The sequence below is a fragment of the Neobacillus drentensis genome (assembly GCF_036965645.1).
Taxonomy (GTDB): domain Bacteria; phylum Bacillota; class Bacilli; order Bacillales; family Cytobacillaceae; genus Neobacillus; species Neobacillus drentensis_D.
The window spans coordinates 1-20839 of sequence record NZ_JBALPZ010000118.1; the positions used below are offsets into that span (position 1 = coordinate 1).

Annotated in this window: 28 protein-coding genes; 1 reads left to right on the forward strand and 27 read right to left on the reverse strand. The window is 37.6% G+C overall.

Features of this window, described 5'->3' with window-relative positions; translation table 11 throughout:
* The 14 genes from xseA to spoIIIAA form a co-directional block, all read right to left on the reverse strand.
* On the reverse strand, positions 1 to 491 hold a 491-nt coding region (gene xseA, locus V7266_RS20470; protein WP_335470456.1), incomplete at its 3' end, for an exodeoxyribonuclease VII large subunit.
* A 117-nt stretch (positions 492 to 608) separates the two neighbouring features.
* Positions 609 to 1466: a bifunctional methylenetetrahydrofolate dehydrogenase/methenyltetrahydrofolate cyclohydrolase FolD gene (gene folD, locus V7266_RS20475; protein ID WP_335470458.1), complete on the reverse strand. Its 858-nt coding sequence runs from the start codon at positions 1464 to 1466 to the stop codon at positions 609 to 611.
* Positions 1467 to 1499: 33 nt separating this feature from the next.
* Positions 1500 to 1895, reverse strand: a complete 396-nt coding sequence (gene nusB / locus V7266_RS20480; protein ID WP_335470459.1) for a transcription antitermination factor NusB — start codon at positions 1893 to 1895, stop codon at positions 1500 to 1502.
* 259 nt (positions 1896 to 2154) lie between these two features.
* The gene (locus tag V7266_RS20485) at positions 2155 to 2562 is read right to left on the reverse strand and encodes an Asp23/Gls24 family envelope stress response protein (protein WP_335470461.1); all 408 of its coding nucleotides are present in this window, start codon (positions 2560 to 2562) and stop codon (positions 2155 to 2157) included.
* Positions 2563 to 2580: 18 nt separating this feature from the next.
* Positions 2581 to 3936: an acetyl-CoA carboxylase biotin carboxylase subunit gene (gene accC, locus V7266_RS20490; protein WP_335470462.1), complete on the reverse strand. Its 1356-nt coding sequence runs from the start codon at positions 3934 to 3936 to the stop codon at positions 2581 to 2583.
* Positions 3937 to 3950: 14 nt separating this feature from the next.
* Positions 3951 to 4463: an acetyl-CoA carboxylase biotin carboxyl carrier protein gene (gene accB, locus V7266_RS20495; protein WP_335470464.1), complete on the reverse strand. Its 513-nt coding sequence runs from the start codon at positions 4461 to 4463 to the stop codon at positions 3951 to 3953.
* A 252-nt stretch (positions 4464 to 4715) separates the two neighbouring features.
* Complete coding sequence (locus tag V7266_RS20500; RefSeq protein WP_335470465.1) at positions 4716 to 5273, reverse strand: SpoIIIAH-like family protein; 558 nt, start codon at positions 5271 to 5273, stop codon at positions 4716 to 4718.
* Positions 5274 to 5287: 14 nt separating this feature from the next.
* On the reverse strand, positions 5288 to 5938 hold the full coding sequence (gene spoIIIAG, locus V7266_RS20505) for a stage III sporulation protein AG (RefSeq protein ID WP_335470466.1): 651 nt from the start codon (positions 5936 to 5938) through the stop codon (positions 5288 to 5290).
* Positions 5931 to 6560: a stage III sporulation protein AF gene (gene spoIIIAF / locus V7266_RS20510; protein ID WP_335470467.1), complete on the reverse strand. Its 630-nt coding sequence runs from the start codon at positions 6558 to 6560 to the stop codon at positions 5931 to 5933. Before spoIIIAF ends, spoIIIAG begins: the two co-directional genes overlap by 8 nt.
* A 12-nt stretch (positions 6561 to 6572) precedes the next feature.
* Entirely contained in the window at positions 6573 to 7772 is a 1200-nt protein-coding gene (gene spoIIIAE, locus V7266_RS20515; RefSeq protein ID WP_335470469.1) for a stage III sporulation protein AE, read from the reverse strand.
* Positions 7773 to 7798: 26 nt separating this feature from the next.
* Complete coding sequence (spoIIIAD, locus tag V7266_RS20520) at positions 7799 to 8188, reverse strand: stage III sporulation protein AD (RefSeq protein ID WP_098530063.1); 390 nt, start codon at positions 8186 to 8188, stop codon at positions 7799 to 7801.
* 16 nt (positions 8189 to 8204) lie between these two features.
* Complete coding sequence (gene spoIIIAC / locus V7266_RS20525; protein ID WP_026572556.1) at positions 8205 to 8408, reverse strand: stage III sporulation protein AC; 204 nt, start codon at positions 8406 to 8408, stop codon at positions 8205 to 8207.
* An 11-nt stretch (positions 8409 to 8419) separates the two neighbouring features.
* Positions 8420 to 8935 carry a stage III sporulation protein SpoIIIAB gene (gene spoIIIAB / locus V7266_RS20530; protein WP_335470471.1) on the reverse strand — a complete coding sequence of 172 codons (516 nt, stop codon included), beginning with the start codon at positions 8933 to 8935 and terminating at the stop codon, positions 8420 to 8422.
* Position 8936: 1 nt separating this feature from the next.
* A complete protein-coding gene (spoIIIAA, locus tag V7266_RS20535; RefSeq protein WP_335470472.1) occupies positions 8937 to 9860 on the reverse strand; it encodes a stage III sporulation protein AA in 924 nt (307 codons plus the stop codon).
* Between the two features lie 290 nt (positions 9861 to 10150).
* Between spoIIIAA and V7266_RS20540 the strand changes: the two genes are divergently transcribed.
* On the forward strand, positions 10151 to 10822 hold the full coding sequence (locus tag V7266_RS20540) for an SIMPL domain-containing protein (RefSeq protein WP_335470473.1): 672 nt from the start codon (positions 10151 to 10153) through the stop codon (positions 10820 to 10822).
* 59 nt (positions 10823 to 10881) lie between these two features.
* Here the strand turns inward: V7266_RS20540 and V7266_RS20545 are convergent, their stop codons facing one another.
* The 13 genes from V7266_RS20545 to V7266_RS20605 all read right to left on the reverse strand — a co-directional run bounded on the left by V7266_RS20545 (position 10882) and on the right by V7266_RS20605 (position 20598).
* Positions 10882 to 11388, reverse strand: a complete 507-nt coding sequence (locus tag V7266_RS20545; protein WP_335470474.1) for a TlpA family protein disulfide reductase — start codon at positions 11386 to 11388, stop codon at positions 10882 to 10884.
* A gap of 67 nt (positions 11389 to 11455) precedes the next feature.
* The gene (locus tag V7266_RS20550; RefSeq protein WP_335470476.1) at positions 11456 to 11587 is read right to left on the reverse strand and encodes a CcmD family protein; all 132 of its coding nucleotides are present in this window, start codon (positions 11585 to 11587) and stop codon (positions 11456 to 11458) included.
* Between the two features lie 12 nt (positions 11588 to 11599).
* Positions 11600 to 12361: a cytochrome c biogenesis protein gene (locus V7266_RS20555; RefSeq protein WP_335470477.1), complete on the reverse strand. Its 762-nt coding sequence runs from the start codon at positions 12359 to 12361 to the stop codon at positions 11600 to 11602.
* A 3-nt stretch (positions 12362 to 12364) separates the two neighbouring features.
* A complete protein-coding gene (locus V7266_RS20560) occupies positions 12365 to 13045 on the reverse strand; it encodes a heme exporter protein CcmB (RefSeq protein WP_335470478.1) in 681 nt (226 codons plus the stop codon).
* The gene (locus tag V7266_RS20565) at positions 13042 to 13746 is read right to left on the reverse strand and encodes an ABC transporter ATP-binding protein (RefSeq protein ID WP_335470479.1); all 705 of its coding nucleotides are present in this window, start codon (positions 13744 to 13746) and stop codon (positions 13042 to 13044) included. Before V7266_RS20565 ends, V7266_RS20560 begins: the two co-directional genes overlap by 4 nt.
* Before the next feature lie 23 nt (positions 13747 to 13769).
* Complete coding sequence (locus V7266_RS20570; protein WP_335470480.1) at positions 13770 to 14765, reverse strand: hypothetical protein; 996 nt, start codon at positions 14763 to 14765, stop codon at positions 13770 to 13772.
* On the reverse strand, positions 14762 to 15136 hold the full coding sequence (locus V7266_RS20575) for a hypothetical protein (protein ID WP_335470481.1): 375 nt from the start codon (positions 15134 to 15136) through the stop codon (positions 14762 to 14764). The genes V7266_RS20570 and V7266_RS20575 overlap by 4 nt, the downstream gene beginning before the upstream one ends.
* A 12-nt stretch (positions 15137 to 15148) precedes the next feature.
* On the reverse strand, positions 15149 to 15652 hold the full coding sequence (locus V7266_RS20580) for a cytochrome c-type biogenesis protein (RefSeq protein WP_335470482.1): 504 nt from the start codon (positions 15650 to 15652) through the stop codon (positions 15149 to 15151).
* 1 nt (position 15653) lies between these two features.
* Positions 15654 to 17636: a heme lyase CcmF/NrfE family subunit gene (locus tag V7266_RS20585; RefSeq protein WP_335470483.1), complete on the reverse strand. Its 1983-nt coding sequence runs from the start codon at positions 17634 to 17636 to the stop codon at positions 15654 to 15656.
* A gap of 24 nt (positions 17637 to 17660) precedes the next feature.
* A complete protein-coding gene (locus tag V7266_RS20590; protein WP_335470484.1) occupies positions 17661 to 18113 on the reverse strand; it encodes a cytochrome c maturation protein CcmE in 453 nt (150 codons plus the stop codon).
* Between the two features lie 13 nt (positions 18114 to 18126).
* Positions 18127 to 19182: a hypothetical protein gene (locus tag V7266_RS20595; protein ID WP_335470485.1), complete on the reverse strand. Its 1056-nt coding sequence runs from the start codon at positions 19180 to 19182 to the stop codon at positions 18127 to 18129.
* A gap of 300 nt (positions 19183 to 19482) precedes the next feature.
* Entirely contained in the window at positions 19483 to 20139 is a 657-nt protein-coding gene (locus V7266_RS20600; protein ID WP_335470487.1) for a c-type cytochrome, read from the reverse strand.
* Between the two features lie 9 nt (positions 20140 to 20148).
* Positions 20149 to 20598: a PCYCGC motif-containing (lipo)protein gene (locus tag V7266_RS20605; protein ID WP_335470488.1), complete on the reverse strand. Its 450-nt coding sequence runs from the start codon at positions 20596 to 20598 to the stop codon at positions 20149 to 20151.
* Positions 20599 to 20839: the final 241 nt, after the last annotated feature.

The window sequence follows — 20839 nt, forward strand, 5'->3', positions numbered from 1 at the left end:
GGATAACGTCTTTTAATTGTGGTAATTACATCTCGTATGGCGGCTCCTGTTGGAGATGTAATCACACCAACTGTTCTTGGATAGAGAGGAATATTTTTTTTTGTTTCAGGAGCAAATAACCCTTCAGCCTCTAATCTTTGTTTAAGTTGTTCATAGGCTAAAAATAATTCTCCAATGCCATCAGGCTGCATTTCTCTAATATAAATTTGATACTGACCGCTCGGTTCATATACACTGACTTCACCCTTAACAATCACCTTCATACCGTTTTCCGGTGAAAATTTCATGAATCGGGATTGTCCAGCGAACATCACTGCTAGAATTCGGGCTTTCTCATCCTTTAAAGTAAAATACATATGTCCGCTTGAATGCTGTTTAAAATTTGAAATTTCGCCTCTCACAAGCACTTCTCTTAAATGTGGATCCGCATCAAATTTTCGTTTTATGTATTTGGTTAAAGCATTCACAGATAAATATCTTTGTTCCTGCATGTGCAGCTCCTTTTGACGAAAGAATAAAACTGTCCTTATCTATTATACATTTAGCAGGTTTTTTTGTCTGTAAAAAACAAAACGGATCTAAATGTGTAAGATAAGGACATCTATTACTTAATTTCGAGCAAGACTTTCAGCAGCAGACTTTACGGTATTGTACATTAGCATAGTAATGGTCATAGGACCGACACCTTTTGGAACAGGGGTAATATAACCTGCCTTTTCTGCAACCTCATCAAACGCAACATCACCACAAAGTTTTCCTGCTTCATTACGGTTGATCCCAACATCAATAATAACAGCATCCTGCTTTACATGTTCAGCCTTTATAAAGTTTGGAATTCCAACTGCAGCAATAAGGATATCAGCTTGATTTGTATGGAACGGCAAATCCTTTGTTTTAGAATGACAGTAGGTAACTGTCGCATCTTGATTGAGGAATAACTGACCTACCGGCTTACCAACAATATTACTTCTTCCCACAACAACTACATGTTTTCCTGGAATAGAAATGCCCGTTTCTTCCAGCAATACCATAATTCCATAAGGTGTACAAGGCAAAAAGGCATTCTGCCCAGTCATCATTCTGCCGATATTGATTGGGTGGAAGCCGTCTACATCCTTTAACGGAGAAATGGACTCAATTACTTTCTTCTCATCAATATGCTTAGGGAGCGGCAGCTGTACTAATATTCCATGTATATCGGGCGTTTCATTTAATTCGGAAATTTTAGCTAATAATTCCTCTTCCGAGACTTCTTCCTGCATTTCAACTAGCAATGAGTTCATACCTAGTTCTTGACAAGCCTTTTCTTTATTAGTCACATAAGTCCTTGATGCATGATTGTTTCCAACTAGAATGACCGCTAAACCCGGAGTTACACCAAGATTTTTAAGTTTCACAACCTCTTCAGCAATTTGTAACCTTTTTTTTGCAGCTATTTCTTTACCGTTAATAATCTGAGCTGTCATCATTATTCCTCCCCAGTCCTAGAAAATAATCTATTAATTGTTATGAAGTGTTCCTTTTATTTTAGATAAAACACCATTAATAAACTTACTTGATTGGTCATCACCATATATTTTTGCAATTTCTATAGCTTCATCTAATATAACATTGCCCGGAATTTCCTGACTAAACTTTAATTCAAAAGCAGCCATTCTTAATAAATTCCTATCTACCGTAGCCAAACGGTCTAAGGACCACTTTTCGAGGTTAGCGATAATAAGGCTATCTATGTCAGTCTTATGTTCGACTACACCTAGAACCAATTTTTGTAGATAGTCATCAACCGGCTCGCCTTCCAAAACATGTTCAATTGCTATTGTTGGTTCGGTGTTACTAACATCAATTTGAAAAAGTGCCTGTAACGCCTTTTCCCTAGCTGTTCTTCTTTTCATTCTACCGTTAACTCCTTTAGCATTTATTACCTTATTTTTAATTAATTTCGTTCATGAACTGACCTTATCACCTGAAACTAGCTTGCACATAAAAAGATAATAGCATAACTAAAATGGAATCGCACGGTATGTCTTATTATTTTATAAAGGAGCAGCCAGCTAAAATGTGGATTCGGACTATTTTTCGTCAAAATATGTATCATAAACTCAAGTAAAAATAGAAGAACCAAAGGATCTAATCCCTTTGGTTCCCCTTAAATTATAGTTCAGCATCAATTTCCAATTCGTTCTTTTGGGTTTCAAATACAATTCCCACAACGTGAATGTTTACTTCCTCTGCATCTAGGGCAGTCATATTTAACAAAGCTTGGCGAATATTATCCTGAACCTTTCCTGCAACTGTTGGAATAGATGTACCGAACTTCATTAAGCAATATACATCTACTTTAATTCCGGTTTCGGTTAGTTCTACCTTAACACCTTTGCCGTGATTCTTTTTCCCAAGCCGCTCAACAACACCCGCTGCAAAATTACCGCGCATCCCGGAGACACCCTCCACCTCTGATGCTGCAATTCCAGCAATCACTTCAATTACCTCAGGGGCAATTTCAATTTTACCATGTCCATTGTTTCCTTGATCCATTTCCAAGACACTAAATTCGCTCATTTAAAACACCTCCAGATATTAGACAGACTTCATCACATCATGCAATTCAAGAAATTTAGTATTAAAATTGCCTTCCACAAATTTCTCATGCTCTAACAATTTTAAATGGAACGGGATTGTAGTATGGATACCTTCCACAACAAACTCACTTAGAGCACGCTTCATTCTTGAAATTGCTTCTTCTCTGGTGCTGCCATATGCGATGACCTTCGCAATCATGGAATCGTAGTACGGCGGAATGGTATATCCCGGATAAGCCGCTGAATCAATACGAACTCCTAACCCGCCTGGTGGTAAATACATCTTAATTTTCCCTGCTGATGGAAGGAAGTTCTTCTCTGGGTTTTCTGCATTAATTCTGCACTCAATCGCCCAGCCTGTAAAGGTAACATCCTGCTGTTTAAGGGTTAGTTTTTCTCCGTTTGCAACGCGGATTTGTTCTTTAATCAGGTCAGTTCCAGTTACCATTTCTGTCACAGGATGCTCAACCTGAATTCTTGTGTTCATTTCCATAAAATAAAACTTGCGATTGCGGTAGTCATATATAAATTCTACCGTGCCGGCACCTGAATAATCAACTGCTTTTGCCGCTTTTACCGCTGCAGTTCCCATTTCTTCACGAATTTCACCATCTAAAGCAGGTGATGGCGATTCTTCCAACAGCTTTTGAAGCCTGCGCTGGATAGAACAGTCTCTTTCACCTAAGTGAATCGTATTTCCATGTTTATCACCTAGTACTTGTATTTCAACGTGACGGAAATCCTCAATATATTTTTCTATGTACACACCAGAATTCCCGAAAGCCGTCAACGCTTCCTGCTGAGTGATATTGATTCCTTTTACTAATTCCTGCTCATTTTTAGCGACACGGATCCCTTTTCCGCCCCCGCCTGCTGTTGCCTTAATGATAACAGGGTAATCGATTTGCTTAACAAGCTCTAGTGCTTCATCAATATCATTAATAATCCCTGTAGAACCCGGAACAATTGGTACCCCTGCTTCACGCATTGTTTCCCTGGCAATGTCCTTCGTTCCCATTTTTGTAATTGCTTCAGGACTTGGTCCAACAAAGGTGATATTACATTCTCGACAGAGCTCTGCAAAGTCTGCATTTTCAGCAAGGAATCCATACCCTGGGTGAATGGCATCACATGATGTCAATCTTGCAACACTAATAATATTTGTAACGTTTAAATAACTGTCTTTTGATGCGGTTGGTCCTATGCAATAGGCTTCATCTGCGAGTTGAACATGCAGGGCTTCACGGTCGGCCTCTGAGAAAACGGCAACCGATTCAATCCCCATTTCCCGGCAGGCACGAATAATCCTGACGGCAATTTCTCCTCTATTTGCAATTAACAGTTTCTTTATCATCCTGTTATCGCTCCTTATTCTGGCTTGACTAGAAATAGCGGCTGTCCATATTCAACCAATTGGCCATTTTTAACAAGTATTTCAACAATTTCTCCGTCTACTTCTGCCTCAATTTCATTAAATAATTTCATCGCTTCAACAATACAAACGATTGAATCCTTTGATACCCGGTCTCCTGCTTTCACATAATTGTCAGCATCTGGAGTTGGTGAAGAATAGAAGGTTCCAACCATTGGCGAAGTGATTTTGTGTAAATCTGCTTGCGCTGCTGCTGGTTCCTTTCCTGCTGCTTTCACTGGTTCTGGCGCTGTTTCTTGGACTTGAGCAGCTGGTGCTGGCTGTGCCGCTGGAACAGTTTGAACTGCTGCGTTAGCAGCCTGTGGTACTATAGCTGGTTGAGAAACAATGGTCGTTTGACTATTTTTCTTCATTTGGATTTTTGAACCATCCATTTCATATACAAATTCATCGATACTAGATTGATCAACTAGTTTAATCAATTCACGAATTTCTTGTACTTTTAACATTGAGTAACACTCCTTGTACAACTTTAATTAGGACTAACTACTAATACTATACGATAATAGCTAGTAAAAGTTCAATCCTCTTAATTGAAAGGACACTGACATTTTCAAAATCCCTCCCTCTATATATTAATCTTTTTTGCTAAAAAAAAGAAATTTTTATCATTTACATCTTTACAAATGATGATTTTTACCTATTCATGGTGGATTTAACCATAAAAAAAGGAAAGCCGAAGACTCTCCTTTTTAGGTTATTTATTTTGCTGGCTGATATTCGACTGCTACATAGTTTGTTTCATCAATCTCTTTTTTCACTTCGAGCATAATCTTATTAGCATCGGAAACAGATGGCTTTTTCTTGGCCTTTACTGTAACGATTACTTTTGGACCATCTGCTCTCACAAGAACATCTTCATAACCCATTGTTTTAATAAATGTTTCAAGTAATTCTTCACTTTGAGCTACTTGATTTAATTTATCCATTTGATCTTTTACCTTACTCTTTTCATCAGGAGTAAGATCAGTGGAGGCTAATTGACTTGTTAATTCTTCTTGTTTTTCACTGCGTAAGTCTTCAAGCTTCATGCGGAGTTCCTCAAATGCTACATCACCGGCTACGCTGGATACGACAGTTTTTCCGCTGTTATCCTTTGTTTCAGTTGTTGTTTTACCTTGATTTTGATCTGTCGCCTTTTGTTGAATAGCTGCTAAATCATTGCTTTTTTGCTCTGGAGATGTAATGTAATAAACCGATAAGACCACGACTAAACTTAACATTGTTAATAACCATACTGTTTGTTTTTTCAAAAGCATATTCTTTTCCCCCTTTATTTTTTAGGCATGACGGCCACTCGGTGGCTAGGTACTCCTAATGCCCTCGTAACTGCTTCCTTAATCCATTTTTTAACTTCAATATTATCCGCGCCCTTGGCAACCACTAGTACCCCGCGAATATCCGGCTTTTTTGTTTCTACAACAATAGGAACCTCTTTATCTCCATTTCGAAGAATAACTAGTTGTTCATCTGTCGATGAATCCACTACCTTACGCTGGCCGCCTTCACGATCTGTTTCATCGGTGGTTTGCGATTTTGTCACTGTATTTTTTTGAAGTATTTTTTTGTCGGTCGAATCAATTGTCACTACCACTGTGACATCATCAACACCCAGCATGGCCTCTAAAGCTTTCTTCATTTGATTTTCATACTTTTCCTCGTAATCGGCAATTGCCTTATTTTCAGATGATTTCTTCAAGCCGAAAGCGGGAACATCTTCAGATGCTGCTTTCTGATTTGTTGCTGCAGGCTCTGCTTGAGTTGTCGAATTACCCTTAAATACAATATTTCCCACAAGCATAAAGGCAGCTCCAATACAGAGGACCAGCAGCATATACTGGTATTTCCCAGGCTTCTTTTCACCGTTTTTTTCCGGTTTAAACAACTTTTTGAGCCATGACAATGGTCCTTGATTATTATCCATTATTCTTTTTAATCCCCCCTTCAATCGAAACTTTTACTGTTTCCTCTGTTACATTCCATTTCTGTGACAGAAATGAAGCAATTTTCTCTGTTTCTACTGTTGTTCCTTCAGATGGAAGAGGTTTTTCGGTATTTATTTCGATTTGTTTAATTGCTTCGACTGTCTTCACGCCGTTGTCTGGTTGTTTAAGAAGAACCGTAACCTTTTGGAGGTTTTCTGGGAATGCTTTGTCACTTTCTTCATTTACAGCTAGGTCAATTTTTTCAATCTCCAATCCGTATTGATTCATCAACTCCTCCTTAACATCCTTTTTTAGCTGGACAGCCATTTCTTCTAAAATATATGCATGTTGGGAGGCTTGTATTTCTTTTTTCTTCAAATCTATTGAATTTTTCATATTTTTTTCTCCCGGGGCTTGATATGAAGGGATGGAACTCATGGTCGTTTCAAAATCTTTGGAGATTAGCTTCAAGACAGGAGTCAGAATGATCGCTATCAAAAGCAGCCCGGTAACCATCTTGGTATATTTCTGCATACTAGAGTTTGGCAGAAGCATATCGATGACAGTAGCTAACAGGATAAAAAGGATAATATTGGTTACCCATTCCTTCAAGAAATCCATGACTTCCCCCCCTTATCTAACCATCATGGTTAAATTTCCTGCCGCAACGATGACCGTAATACTTAAAAAAAACATAAGCGAGACTATTCCGAGAGCTGCAAATACGTAGATAACACTTTTACTGATAATATCAAGACATTTTATAACGGGTCCGCCCCCTAATGGCTGTAGGATGGCTGCCGCAAATTTATAAATGAAAGAAATCATTAATATTTTTAATGCTGGAAATGCCACGATGATTAACAAAATCGCGACACCTGCTATACCAACCGTATTTTTTAACAACACAGACGCACCAACAACAGTATCCGTTGCATCTGTAAACATTCTTCCAATCACAGGAATAAAATTTCCTGTAACAAATTTTGCCGTTCGGATAGCTACTCCATCTGTAACCGCCGCTGATGCTCCCTGTACCGAAATAACGCCAAGAAACACGGTTAAGAAAAGGCCCATTAACCCGATGCTCCAATTTCTCAGCAAAGCTGCTAACTGCGACACTTTGTATTGTTCAGACATTGTACTGACAATACTCAGCAATGTAGCTAAAAAGAGAAGAGGAAGAATAATATATTGCATAATTAATCCGCTCGAATTCATTAAGAATAAAATAACTGGGTGAAAAAAGGCTGCAGAAACCACTCCTCCAGTGGCAGCAATTAATGCGAGCAGCAGAGGAACTAGCGCTAAGACAAAGGAGATCATGGTCCCAATAGCTTCATTGGTGTAATTGATAGCAATATGGAAACTATTTAAGGCTAGAATAACTAGGACCATATAAATAATTGAATAGGCCACTTTACTAATCGTGCTTTTCTCAAAGGCATTTTGCATGGATTGAAGAAACATACTAAAAACGGTTAACAGAATTAAAGAACCCAACAATTTACCATTTGCCACAAACTCATGAAAGGCGAATTTAAGTATGCCTTGTCCCCATTGTTTAAAGGAAAATTGTTTGTCTCCTTTAACAAAATCATAGAGACTGCCCTTTTGACTCTCCGGTAGGAAGCCGCCATATTTAGTGGTAATATCCTCCCAATATTTTTGAAGCTCACTTATGTCCAACGACTCTAACTGTTGATCTACTAAATCCTGGGCCGAGAGTGAGGCTTGAGTGTCCTTAGTTTCTTCAGCAGCTTGTACACTTGGAATATAAAAAAACAAGAATAAGAGAATCATAATAGGAATAAACTGCAGCTTTTGCTTCATAATTACACCTCTTTTAGGAGCTGTTCTCAACTAGGAATAAGTTTTATGATTGTTTCAATTAATACTGTTAATATTGGGATGGACATGGCTAATATGATAATTTTTCCAGCTAATTCTATCTTGGAGGCAATTGCACCTTGACCTGCATCCTTTGTAATTTGGGTGGCGAATTCTGCAATATAAGCTATTCCGATAATTTTAAGGATCGTCTCTACATAGACCATATTTACTTTTGCGTTTACAGCCAGCTTTTCAAGCATATGAATGATCTCAAAAATTTTATCGACTAAAAAAAGAAAAATGACACAGCCTACAAAAACAACTAAGAGAAAAGCAAAGTTAGGTTTTTGCTCTTTTATTATCAAAGCAAGAAATGTGGCGATAAGGGCTACACCGACTATTTTAATGATTTCAATGGCTGAGCCCCCCCTTCTATTGAAACAAGAAAACTGATTTTATTTTTTGGAATAGGTCATCCACAATCGTGGCTACCTGGAACAAAATATAGATAAACCCAAATAATGTTACCCATTGGGCGTATTCTTTTTTGCCGACCTGATCCAAGACAGTATGCAAAAAAGCAACAACGATCCCTACCCCAGCAATTTTAAAAATAATATCCACTTCTAAACCCATTGCTTTTCCCCCTAAAATAATAAAATAATCAGTAACAATCCGGATAAGAATCCCAAACTCTTGAGCATTTTTTCATATTTGGACTGCCGGTCGATGGCATCCGCTTCTTCTCTTTCAAGATGGGAAAGTGTAAGTAAAATATGCTTTTGCTGGGAAATTCGATCATGACGGCCTAATGTTTCCCCAAATTGCTTCATGATTTCGTATTCTCCCTGTTTTAAAGCAGTTAACTTCCAAATCTCTTTTAAACTAGTTTCCCATGCATCTTTCACGGTTGTTTCTGTTTTGGTTAATCTATTCGCAAAGGTTTCAAAGAACTTTGAAAGCGGATTAGTAAGCTGGGCGGCTAATCTCCTTGCAGCCTCATGTAAGGGTGTATGACTGTACATAATTTCAGCCTCCAGTGATTGCAGTGCGGACCGTAATGCCCTTAATTGCTTAGGGCGGTCACTAAAATTACGGGCAGCTTCAAACCCTGTCCAAGTGGTCGCAACAATAATGATGATGGCACCAATCAATTTAATCATTTTATGTCACTCTCACTTTTTGAGGCTGTTCCTTACCATCGGCATCAAGTATGCGGGTAATCGTTCCTGGCCCTGATTCCCTGCTCAAAATGACAAATCGTTCAAATATCTTTTGGTCGATGATCTCCTTTAAGGACGGACGTTTTTTAATTTCTTCTATGTTTGAACCATGTGTGGTCATTATCAGTTTTATTCCTGCATGGACTGCCTCTTGAATCGCCTCTGCATCTTCTCGGCGGCCGATCTCATCAACAATTAACACATCCGGACTCATCGAACGGATCATCATCATCATTCCCTCAGCTTTCGGACATGCGTCTAAGACATCGAGACGATGGCCAAAGGTTAACTGTGGTACTCCATTAACGCATCCGGCAATCTCACTTCGTTCATCAACAATCCCCACTTTATTTGCCTTAATCCCTTTTGTATGATTCCCTGATGAAATAATTCTCGCAATATCCCTTAGCAATGTTGTTTTTCCTGTTTGCGGCGGTCCAACAATCATGGTATGCATCCAATCTTCTTGAAAAATATAAGGAATGATTGTCTCTGCTATTCCGACTTTTTCTCTGGCAATTCTAATATTAAACGAAGAGATATCCCTTATCGCCTTAACCTTTCCCTCCTCGAGAATGACCTTTCCAGCCAAGCCAATACGATGCCCACCGGATATGGTAATATAACCGCGTTTAAGCTCTTCTTCCAATGTATAAATGGAGAATTGACTTATTTTATTTAGAAGATTTAAAGCATCCTCGGGCTGAATAATATACGATAAAAACCTTGGAGCACCCTTTAAAGTGATTTCGATCGGGCGATTAATCCGAATGCGAATTTCCTCTACTTCTTCTTTTTGATTAGGAGGGATTTGGCTGATTAAACTGGCAAGGTTTTTAGGTAAAAAGGTGAGAACTGTTTCCACGTATGCATCCTCCTTCATTTTCATATCTCATTATTTAAAATGTATGCCTGCTTGGACACAAATAGACATGAATGAATGTAAGTTAATTTCATTCTATTTTTTGGTTTCTATTAATAGAACAAAATACTGCATTTACTAGACTTGTGAGGTACTTGGAACATAATTCGAGGACAGCCATAATTTATATAGAAAAGCGTTAGCACCCGTTTAGTGAAGTCCATATGTCACGGGGTGCTGGAAGAGGACAATTTTTAAAGTCAAATCCATTAGAATGTAGGGAGGGTTAATATTTGTATCCTTATCATGTACCAACTCGTAATGGACTACATCCAAAAGGTCAGTTAATAAAGGTGATTGGGGAGGGGGAACTGCTCTTATCACCCGATTCTGCATCGGTGAACTTAGGGGTAATAACTGAAATGAAGGAGCTTATACCTGCTCAGCAGCAAAATTCTGTTGAGATGACAAAAGTGATTAATGCGCTTAAGGCACTGGGAGTTCCTCAAAATTCGATTCAAACAACTGATTTTCGAATTGACACTGAGTATGATTATGAACAAGGAAAACAAATTTTTCGCGGTTATAAAGTTATTCATACTATAAAGGTGAAAATTGATGATCTATCTTTAGTAGGAAAAATAGTGGACAGCGCGGTTCAAAATGGGGTGAACAGTGTTTCTAATGTCCAATTCAGCCTCAAAAATGAAGAAAGTTATTATTTGCAAGCCTTAGCTCTGGCTCTTAACAATGCCAGTGAAAAAGCGAAAACGATTGCGGCAACACTGCATGTTACTTTAAATCCAACACCTAATACGGTAGTTGAAAGCAGTTCTAGCGTGCAGCCCATTCATTTTCCGGTTGAAAGCTTAGCAAAAGGGTTTAGTTCGACTCACCTTGAGCCTGGGCAGCTAAAAGTTAAGGCCGTAATATCAGCAGAATTCCACTATCATACCACCGCATAAAAGGCAACAAAAAAAGGATTGAACCATGTAGGTCTCAATCCTTTTTTAAGTCCAAATTATTAATCGTATTTCTTTGCCCAGTTATATAATTGCATCTCCGTGACAGGGCCATTAAAGTGCTCTCTGATAATTCCTTGTTTGTCAATGACAAAGGTTTCAGGCTGTCCTGTTACATTATACAATTTTGAAGCCTTGGCATTATAATCAAATAAATAGTTCATTCCCTCTTGATTATTTTTGGTTGACTTTTTAATCCGATCGATGGTTTCACCTCGGTTAATCATCAGAAATGAATATTGGTCTCCATATTCTTTTTGAAATGCTGCCAGCTCTGGGAATTCCTCCTTACAAGGTTCACACCAGCTCGCAAAATAATTGATGATAACCACTTTTCCTTTATAATCAGAGAGTTTAGCAGTTCCCCCTTCATATTTTGGAAGTTCGAAGTTATAAGCCTTATCACCAACATCCGTGCTTTTCCCTTTTGTGACTAGACTGTACCCAAAAAAACCAAACATACCAACAATAAGAGTTAGTACGAGTATTTTAATGACTCGCTGGTTCATCGTGTTTCCCCCTGACACTCGTTAGCTTTACAAAGGGCCAGGGTATCTTACCTGAGGCCCTTATTAATTACTTATCAAGTTCCTTTAAAAACTCAATTTCCTTTTTAAGCTTTGTGTGTCTTTTTCCTTGAATTAACATGTAAGCAAAAATAACCACCCAAGCAACGGAATAAGCACCGTACATATATTCATAACCCATGATTCATTCCTCCTATTTTTCCATGTCTGCTCTTAATTTTTCTTTATAACGTTCAACTTTTATTTTCATATTTTCAAAGGTAACACCCTTATGAAGAAGGTAAGAATAGAGAATCGTAAATGCTGCAAGAGATACGAATAATGCTGTCAGCATTGTTCCTTCAATTCCTCCACCTTGCTGTGAAGGCCCACTGCCAAAAACGATAGGATGAAATTTTGTCTGCCACCAGCGAATAGCAAAAAATACAATGGGAACATCAGCAAATCCGATAATTCCAAATACAGCTGCAAGTCTTGCTTTTTTATCCCAAACACCATCCATCTGACGAATCATTATGTAGGCAATGTAGATAAAAAATAGGATTAACGTGGTGATTAACCGTGGTTCCCAAACCCACCAAGTATTCCATGATGATTTTGCCCAAATCGGACCTGTCGTTAGCACAATGATAGTAAAAACAATACCTATCTCTGCAGATATATAGGCATAAGTATCAAAAATTCGTTTTCGCTTAATCAAAAATAAAATACTAAATATAAATGTAACGAAAAAGGCCATAAATGCCAGCCAGGCTGAGCTCACATGAAAATAAAAGATTTTTTGTGCGGCGCCCATTGTTTTTTCTTCCGCAGCATATATAAATATAAAATAGAGGGCAATTAACATAGATAAAACTGATCCACCAAACAAAATACTAGATATATTGTTTGCCTTCGTTTTGGCCAAATCAACTCCGGGAAGCACAGCTTTCTCTCGTTCGAGATTCATACTCATCACTTAAACCTCCAGCACATAATCTATTAAAATGAAACAAACTACAAAGAAAATCACATCGTATGCTGTAACAAGTTGAATCCAAGCTATAGCACTTGATATTTTCTCCATATTCGTGAGAATGATCTTTGTTGCTTGCACAACACCAATTAAGATGGGCGTTGTGATTGGAAAGAGCAATAATGGCAGCAGCATTTCACTACTTTTTGAATTTGCTGCAAGAGCTGCTAAAAAAGTACCAATGGCAATAAATCCAAAGCTTCCAAGAAAGATAACAAGGATAAAATAGTTAAAACTGCCGAGAAATTTAAAATCAAAAAGTAAAAACAAAAAGGGAATTGAAACTAATTCAACAACTAGCATCATGGAGAAATTCGCCAGGAATTTACCTAAATAAATGCTGGCCGCTTGCATCGGAGCTACTAATAAACCTTGCACGGTATCATTTCTCTGCTCTGAAATAAATGAACGATTCAGCCCAAGAATTCCGGCAAATACGATAATTACCCAGATGACCCCTGGAATAACCGCCTTTGTTGTGTTGTTTGCAGGGTCAAAGGCAAAGCTAAATACCACGATTACCAGTCCTGCGAAAATAATTTGTGTAGTTAGAATTTGTTTTGTTTTTAGTTCTGAATATAAGTCTTTTTTTGCTAGTAAGAGGGCCGTTCGAAATAGGTTCATGATACCCCCTCCACTTGAAATTCATATTTTTCCGTCACAAACCCGAGATTGCAATTTTCTATTGCAAAGTCATCAACAATTCTCCCATTTTTTACGATAAGTACCCGATCACAAATTTCTGCTGCTTGTTTAAAATCATGAGTGACCATTAATGTTGTTGTACCTTTTTTCTTCATGGCTAGAATGACGTTGTTTAATATGGATATAGCCCCCTGATCCAATCCAGTATGCGGTTCGTCTAAAAGGAGTATTTCAGGATCATGAATAATAGCCCTTGCAATCGCAACTCTTTGAATCATTCCACGAGAAAAATTCTTAACTGGCTCATTTAAAAAGAAGGATAAGTCTACACCTTTTATAAGCTTTCTAGCTTTTTGTTCAACATCTTTGACACCGTATATATTTCCAAAGAAAACAAGGTTCTCGAACGGTGAGTAATGCTCGTAAAGTAAGCTGGAATGGGGTAAATAACCCAATAAATTTTTAATCTTTATTTGGTTTTTTCGAAGTTCTAATCCATTCACCAAAACTTGACCGGATGTGGGCTTTATTAAGGTAGCTAATACCTTAAGAAGCGTACTCTTCCCCGCACCATTTGGTCCTAATATAGCCACTGTTTCCCCTTTTTTTATCGAGAGGTCTACGCCGCGCAAGATCAGCTTATTATCCGCTTGCTTCGTCAGCTTTTTTATTTCTATCACAAAGATTCCCTCCCATCCCAAGCTTACTCAATAAAACTACGCAAATTCAACTTAACTTGTACTAAATGCTGCTTGTAAGCTGTTAACTTTGCTTGGTATTCATCTTCTGCAAGCTTTCCATCACCAAAGGTTTCTTCTAGTTCAATAATTTTATCCATGATTGCCCTTTGTTTTGCCATTAACTGCTGGAATGCCTTTTCTTCCTTATCTGCCCCTAATCTTTCTTCTTCCAATCTGGCTTTTCTCTTAAAGTAAATAAAATAAGAAATCCCCGCAATAAGGATCGCTCCTATGATAATTAAAAAGATATGCGGATTGAAACTGTGTAAAGGCGATTGCGCCCACATTCTAAGATGACCAGGGTTGTGAAATGCCGGTGCAGTATGAGTTACACCACTAGTGCTTCCTGTATCTGTAGGTGTGGTAGATTGTTTGGTTTCATCTGCCGGAGGTTGTACATCCTTCTTGTAAACTAGTGTAAATGTCTGATTTTCCTTCAAGTCTTCAATGCTATATCCAAAGTAGTTTTGGTCATCAAACTTGAATAATCCTTGGCTAGTAGCTTCTGCACCGGTTACTTCAACACTACCCATACCTTCCGGTACCAGAATTTGTAGAATTCCAACAGGGTAATCCATGGTTAACTTAATTTCTTTTCCTTTCGGTATCCTGTAGCTATATGGAAGCACCATCGTTTGATTTCCAGGGACAGGGGTGGTGGTAATAAACCCCTTTTCTACTTGTTTAAAGGCGATTTTACTATCCAAAAAATTAAGATCCTTCGCACTAACGGGCAGCGTAACCTTTAATACAGCTTTACTCTTACCATCACCTTTGTATGCCTCTGATGAATTATTTGTATAGTTAACCATATTCATCATATTGGTTGAACCATCTTCTGCCGGGCTCACTACAAGATAGTGCATATCAATAGATACCTTCGATTCTGATGCTGCTAAACCAAGGAAAGGAATGAGAAGTATCAGTCCTAGGAGGAAAATCGTGATTTTCTTGATCACTTTCCTTCCCCCTTTTTCTTTGCGTAGATTTTCATCTGTGCTTCAATTTCTTTTTCTACTTCAGCCATTAAGTCTTGATCGACACTTTGGTCTACAACCTTTTCTTCGTCTTTCATTATATTAGCGATTTCTGTTTCGTATTGTCTTTTTAAATTTTTGTAATCAGCGTGTGAAATTTTATCCATTTTGTATTCAAATTCTATTTCATTAAGCGTCGTTAAAAGAGCCTCTTTTGTCCCGCCTATGTCTTGGTCCTTTGAACTAAATTGTATAAATGTATCCCACTTAAAAAATGGCGCTATTATTAGCAGCAGACAAATTAATCCTAAAGCTGCGGTAAAAATCATTGAAATAATTGAGATATCATGCATTATGTTCACATCCTAAAGATACTTTTTGCGCTCTTCATCGATCATAGAGGAAAGGATTTCTCCTTCTACTTCGTCCACAGTGCTTTCGTAATCCGACATTACGGCCTCGTTACCTTTTCTCTTCACCCACTTACGAATAATGAAGAATACGGCTACTGCAGCTAATCCTAATACCACAAACGGAAGAACCCATGCTGTTAAACTAAAACCGCTTTTCTCAGGGGATGTTAAGATTTCTTCACCATAAATATTGACATAATATCGACGAATTTTATCCTTATCCCAGCCTTTATTCATCATCCCAACTAAATCTTTTTTAAACTCGGTCGTAAGACTACATGTATTAGGATCACATTCATAGTGGTCCTGACCACACCCGCAAGTACAAGCAAATTGCTGAGCAACAGCTTTAAACTCCGCTGATTTATAATCAATTTCCTTTGCTTCTGCTCGAATGAATGAACCTTGAAAAATAATCGCAATTAAAAGGAGCCCAAGACATAGTTTATTTCTCATTTTAAGACACCTCTTTGCGTACTCCTGTGTATCTCGGAGTTACATTCCCATATTTTCCGTTCCATATTGCAAACAGTGCACCAATTACGATCATAAAGGAGCCTGCCCATAACCAATCCATCATTGGATTCACTTTGACGACAAAGGTGGCTTTCCCATCATCTTCCCAAGCACTTAATACGATATATAAGTCTTCCTTTACAGATGAAATAATGGCAACTTCAGATGACGGCTGCTCCCAGTTACCGTAAAACACTTTTTCCGGCTGGAAAGTACCTAATTTTTTACCATTTCGAAAAACAGTAACGTCTGCATAAACAATATCGTTAATTCCTTCTTTCTTTTGATCAAGGCGTTCATAATTGATACGGTAATCTCTAATCTCAATCGACTTTCCCAGTGCAATTGTTTTCATCGTTTCAACATCATAGTTTTGTGAACCGATGATTCCCATTGTAATAAATGCTATGCCAAGGTGGACAATGTATCCTCCATAACGGCGGCGGTTTCGAATCATTAAACGATATAAAGCGATTAATGGTGATTCTTTAGTCATCTTTCTTCTAGCTTTTACCCCTCTATAAAACTCTAAGAAGTGTGTAATTAACAATAGAATGATAACTCCGTACCCAATGACTGCCCACGCCTTTTGAATGCCCAGCACAACCATTAAAGCCATACCTGCAACCGCAAGAATTGCTGGAATTAAAAAGTTTTTTCTAAGATTTTTAACAGTAGATTTTTGCCATGCTAATAGAGGACAGACAGCCATAACAAACATCATCGATAGTAAAATGGGAGCTTCTACTTTGTTAAAGAAAGGCATCCCTACGGTAACTTTCGTACCGCGTACAGCTTCAGAAACGAGCGGGAAAACAGTTCCCCAGAACGTAGCAAATGCTGCACCTACTAATAATAAATTGTTTACTAAGAAGCTGCTTTCTTTTGAAACAATTGAATTAAATTCGCCTGCACTCCGTTTTAGTAAGTTGTAACGGCTCATTAAAACATATAATGCTAGAATTACAGCTACACCCATAAAAATTAAGAAATATAATCCAAGATTTGAGTTTGCAAATGCATGCACAGATGTAAGTACGCCACTGCGTACGAGGAAAGTGCCAAATAAGGTTAAAGCATAGGAAACGATAATTAAGCTTATATTCCATATTTTTAACATATTTTTCCGTTCTTGAATCATAACAGAATGCAGGAATGCTGTGGCTGTCAGCCATGGCATAAATGATGCATTTTCGACCGCATCCCATGCCCAATATCCCCCCCAGCCCAGTTCAACATATGCCCATTGGCCGCCAAAAATATTTCCAAGACTCAAGAATAACCAAGCAATGATTGTCCAACGTCTTGTCATTTTAATCCAGAAATCATCTACATTTTTCAAGATAAGTGCTGCCATCGCGAAAGCAAATGGAATGGCAAGACCAACATAACCAAGATAAAGTGTAACTGGATGAATAATCATCCCTGGGTTTTGCAGCATTGGATTTAGACCCTTACCTTCTGTCGGTACCGTATCCAACAAAACAAATGGTTTTGCAACAAAACCTAATACAAAGAAGAAGAAAACAGCATTGGCCATTAGAATCGCTGAGACGTAAGGAACCATAGGGTTTCCTTTCATCTTTCTTGAGTACGCAATCATAACCATATAAAGAGTTAAGAAAAAGGTCCATAATAACAATGATCCAGCATTACCAGCCCATAAGGCCGTAAGTTTATAAATAATTGGAAGTTCACTGCTTGTATAATCTGTAACGTATTCATATTTAAATTGAGATTTACCTAATAAGTAGAACATAGAGATCATCGCCATAGCAGCACAAACAAACAGTGCAATCATCCCGCTCTTTCCGCTGTTGACGAGTTTTTGATTCTTCGTACTAATTCCCAGTGTCATGATAAGGAGTGAATAGATTGAAACAGCTAAACCTATATAAATTGTTGCGTTTGCAAATAAATACATTTCGTCACCTTCTTACGTTGACTGTTATTTTTCTTTCGCTGGTTGATCTAATAGTTGTTTGTGTTTTTCAGGATCATAGTTTTTCATGTCTTTTCCTTCGTATTTAGATGGACATCTTGTTTTAACCGATTCAGCTGCAAAGGTATTTTTTTTGGTAGGGGCGCCCTGAAGGATGGTAATAACACCTTCTGAGAAATTATCTGGCTTTGTTCCATGATAAATAACATGCATGATATTGCCATGATTATCCTTGACGTCAAATTTCAATTGAATTTTGTCCGGATCCCATTTAATCGTTTTTTCAATTAGCAATCCCTCGACTGTTACAAAATCATCTTTATGCTGTTCTTGAGTGGCTAAAAGTTCTTTCATTGTCAATTCAACACCGCTAGACCCTGGAGTCGCAGCCATTAATAAGAATACAATTGCACCCGCAATGATAAAGCCGCCTAACATAACAAGCGTATTTTTTTTCACTCCGCTCACCCCATTAAATTAATTTTTTCATTTCTTCTTCATACATTTCTTGATCTATTTTTCCTGTTAAAAGTTTTTTCCTTAGTTCTTTTTTTTCTTCATCATTTGCAGACTTGTTAAAATCTCTTTTTCCTATTTGCTTTTTTGATAATTGTTGTTTAGGTTTCTTCCCAGTTTTTCTAGTACGCCTACTTGCTAAAATGTTTCCTTTTAAACCTAAGTAAACAAAGAGACCAGCAATGATTAATGCAATGCCAATTATGGATGCTCCTCCCACCCCAATAAGTGGTTGGCTAGTAGTGGTTGTCCCTTTTTTTACTTGGTCCGTTGCTGTACTATCACTAGTTTTATTTCCACTTGATGCCTGTTGTTTGTTAATTGCCTCCATAGTGGATTCAGTTCCAGTCCTTTTGTATGAAAAAGTGTACTTAGGATTTTCTTTCGCTTTCACATTTTTGTATTGATAGTAGTAAAGTTCTTCACCATATTCACTTGTAGTGTTATTTGCTGTTTTTGGTTCTACAATTATATTTTTAGCGTCCATCGGTGAGTAAAAGATGACATCCAATTGGGCAATTTCTGCATTATTCATTAACTGGTATGTAAAACTCTTTTGTTCCTTCACATCTATCGTTTTGGTGTAATATTCAATTACAAATTGATAGGTTTCATTTTTCTTGATTGCCTTTGCCGGCTTCCATGTTATGGTTCCTTTTTCCTTATTAACATCATAAGGACGTTGAACTTCAGGTTTATTTTCTTCTGGAAACTCAGCCACTAGAGAAGCCTTAAATCCCTTATCCATAGCAGGAACAGGTATTTCAATTTTCCCATCGTAGTCTTGCCCACTCTTGTTCGTAATAGTTCCATACTCACCTACTAATAATGATGGTACATCCCTTGATCCCCAATCTTCTGGGTAATCAAACTCCGGCATAACTTGCACTTGCATTTCCTTAAATGGAAACATTTCAGCTTGATATTCGGTTTCAGCACTAGCTTTTGAACTAATATAGGTGGTTAGGAATGATGCAATGATAAACATTGCAAACCATTTTTTCTTAAGCATCTTAATCCTCCTTGGCTTAGGAATTTCTTCACAAGAACATCTAAATTTTCACTCAATTTTCACTATAGTCCTCTTAAAAATAAATATAATTGTTTGATAGCCTTTAAAGTTGAATCACTATTGAACATTTTGTTAAAGGGTGGAAACGTTTGACTTTTTGACAAAAAACCACCACAAAATGTTCACATTTAAATAACAACCCCGATTTTTCAAGTATTTTGTCGGATACCGCCTTAAATATAATAGTAAAAAAAACCTGCATCCATAATTGGACACAGGTTTTTTACTGTAATATATGAACTATTTCACTTCTCCCAAGGATCGAATATAAGTGACAATATCTGAAATATCCTGTTTCTTTAATTGACGTACACCGTCTAGACCTTTTAAAGAAGGACCCATTCTTGTCTCCTCACGGCCATATGCTGTACTAATCCATATTTGCTTATCAGTTGTATATTTTAAAAATTGTGGATGGGAAAGGGCGGTTCCCATTCGTAACATTCCCGCTCCAGCTTCCATATGACAATTTTGACAATATAGATTGTATAGTTTTTCCCCATTAACAGGATTCCCAGAAATCTCTTTTGGTACATCAAAATCAATATTCTTGGTTTGCCAATTTCGGATAAAGGCTACAAGGTTTTTTAACTCTTCCTCTGAGAATCTAGGTCCATAGTCTGGCATACCTGTTCCTTCACGTCCATATTTGATATAGTTGTACAGATTCTTATCAGGAACAGAGTTCAAAAAATTTTGATTGTTTAAAGCGGTTCCAGCTTTTTCACCTTCCCCTTTACCGGTGTCACCATGACAAACTACACAATTTTTATTGTAAACCTTTTGACCCGCTGCAATCGCCGGTGAGTTGTTTTTCAAAAATATCTTACTATTACTTATACAAGCAATAATGCCAATAATAACCAATATGTAAAATCCGATGAGTATTTTTTTCATGGGTTACCCCTACTTTGGCTCAGGTGTTGGGGTTGGTTCCCCAAGATCTTTGTATTTTTCTGTAATTAACTTATAAATTTTCTCAGGACTCTTACCGTTTAGATGCATATCTATTGTGTCCCTGGCAATATCGATACAAGTATCACATGATATACCATGTGAATCCCACTCTTGTACAGCATTGTTTTCACCAACACTCTTAACGAAGCAATCTAGATTGCTCTTATGGCCCTCTGCCACACAACCACAATAACATGGTACTTGAGCAACGGCTTCTGGATATGTTGATGCCATTATATATGTTTCTTGAACTTTTTCAGAGGAATTTACCACAAAATCAGGTAGTGGCGTATGATTTTTATCAAGTTTCCAACTTTGGTCATCAAGCTTAGAACTGCATCCGGCTGCTACGATTGCTAATAGAATGAAAAGGAAGAAGAAAGTTGTTATTCGTTTCATCTACTGATTCACCCCTTTCCTAATATTCTTATACTAGTTCATTCTATCAAACAGAGGTTTGTCAGCTTGACCTAAATTCTTACTATTTAGTGAAGTTTTTAAGTGTAATAAAGTAAATAACAGCTTTATTAATTGCTAGTATCTCAGCACAACTGACAGGAATATTAATCTATTCCAAGGTCTTAAATAAAAGGCTGTGTTAAAGGTTACTGTTGATTTTGAGACACTGTTGATTGGAGCG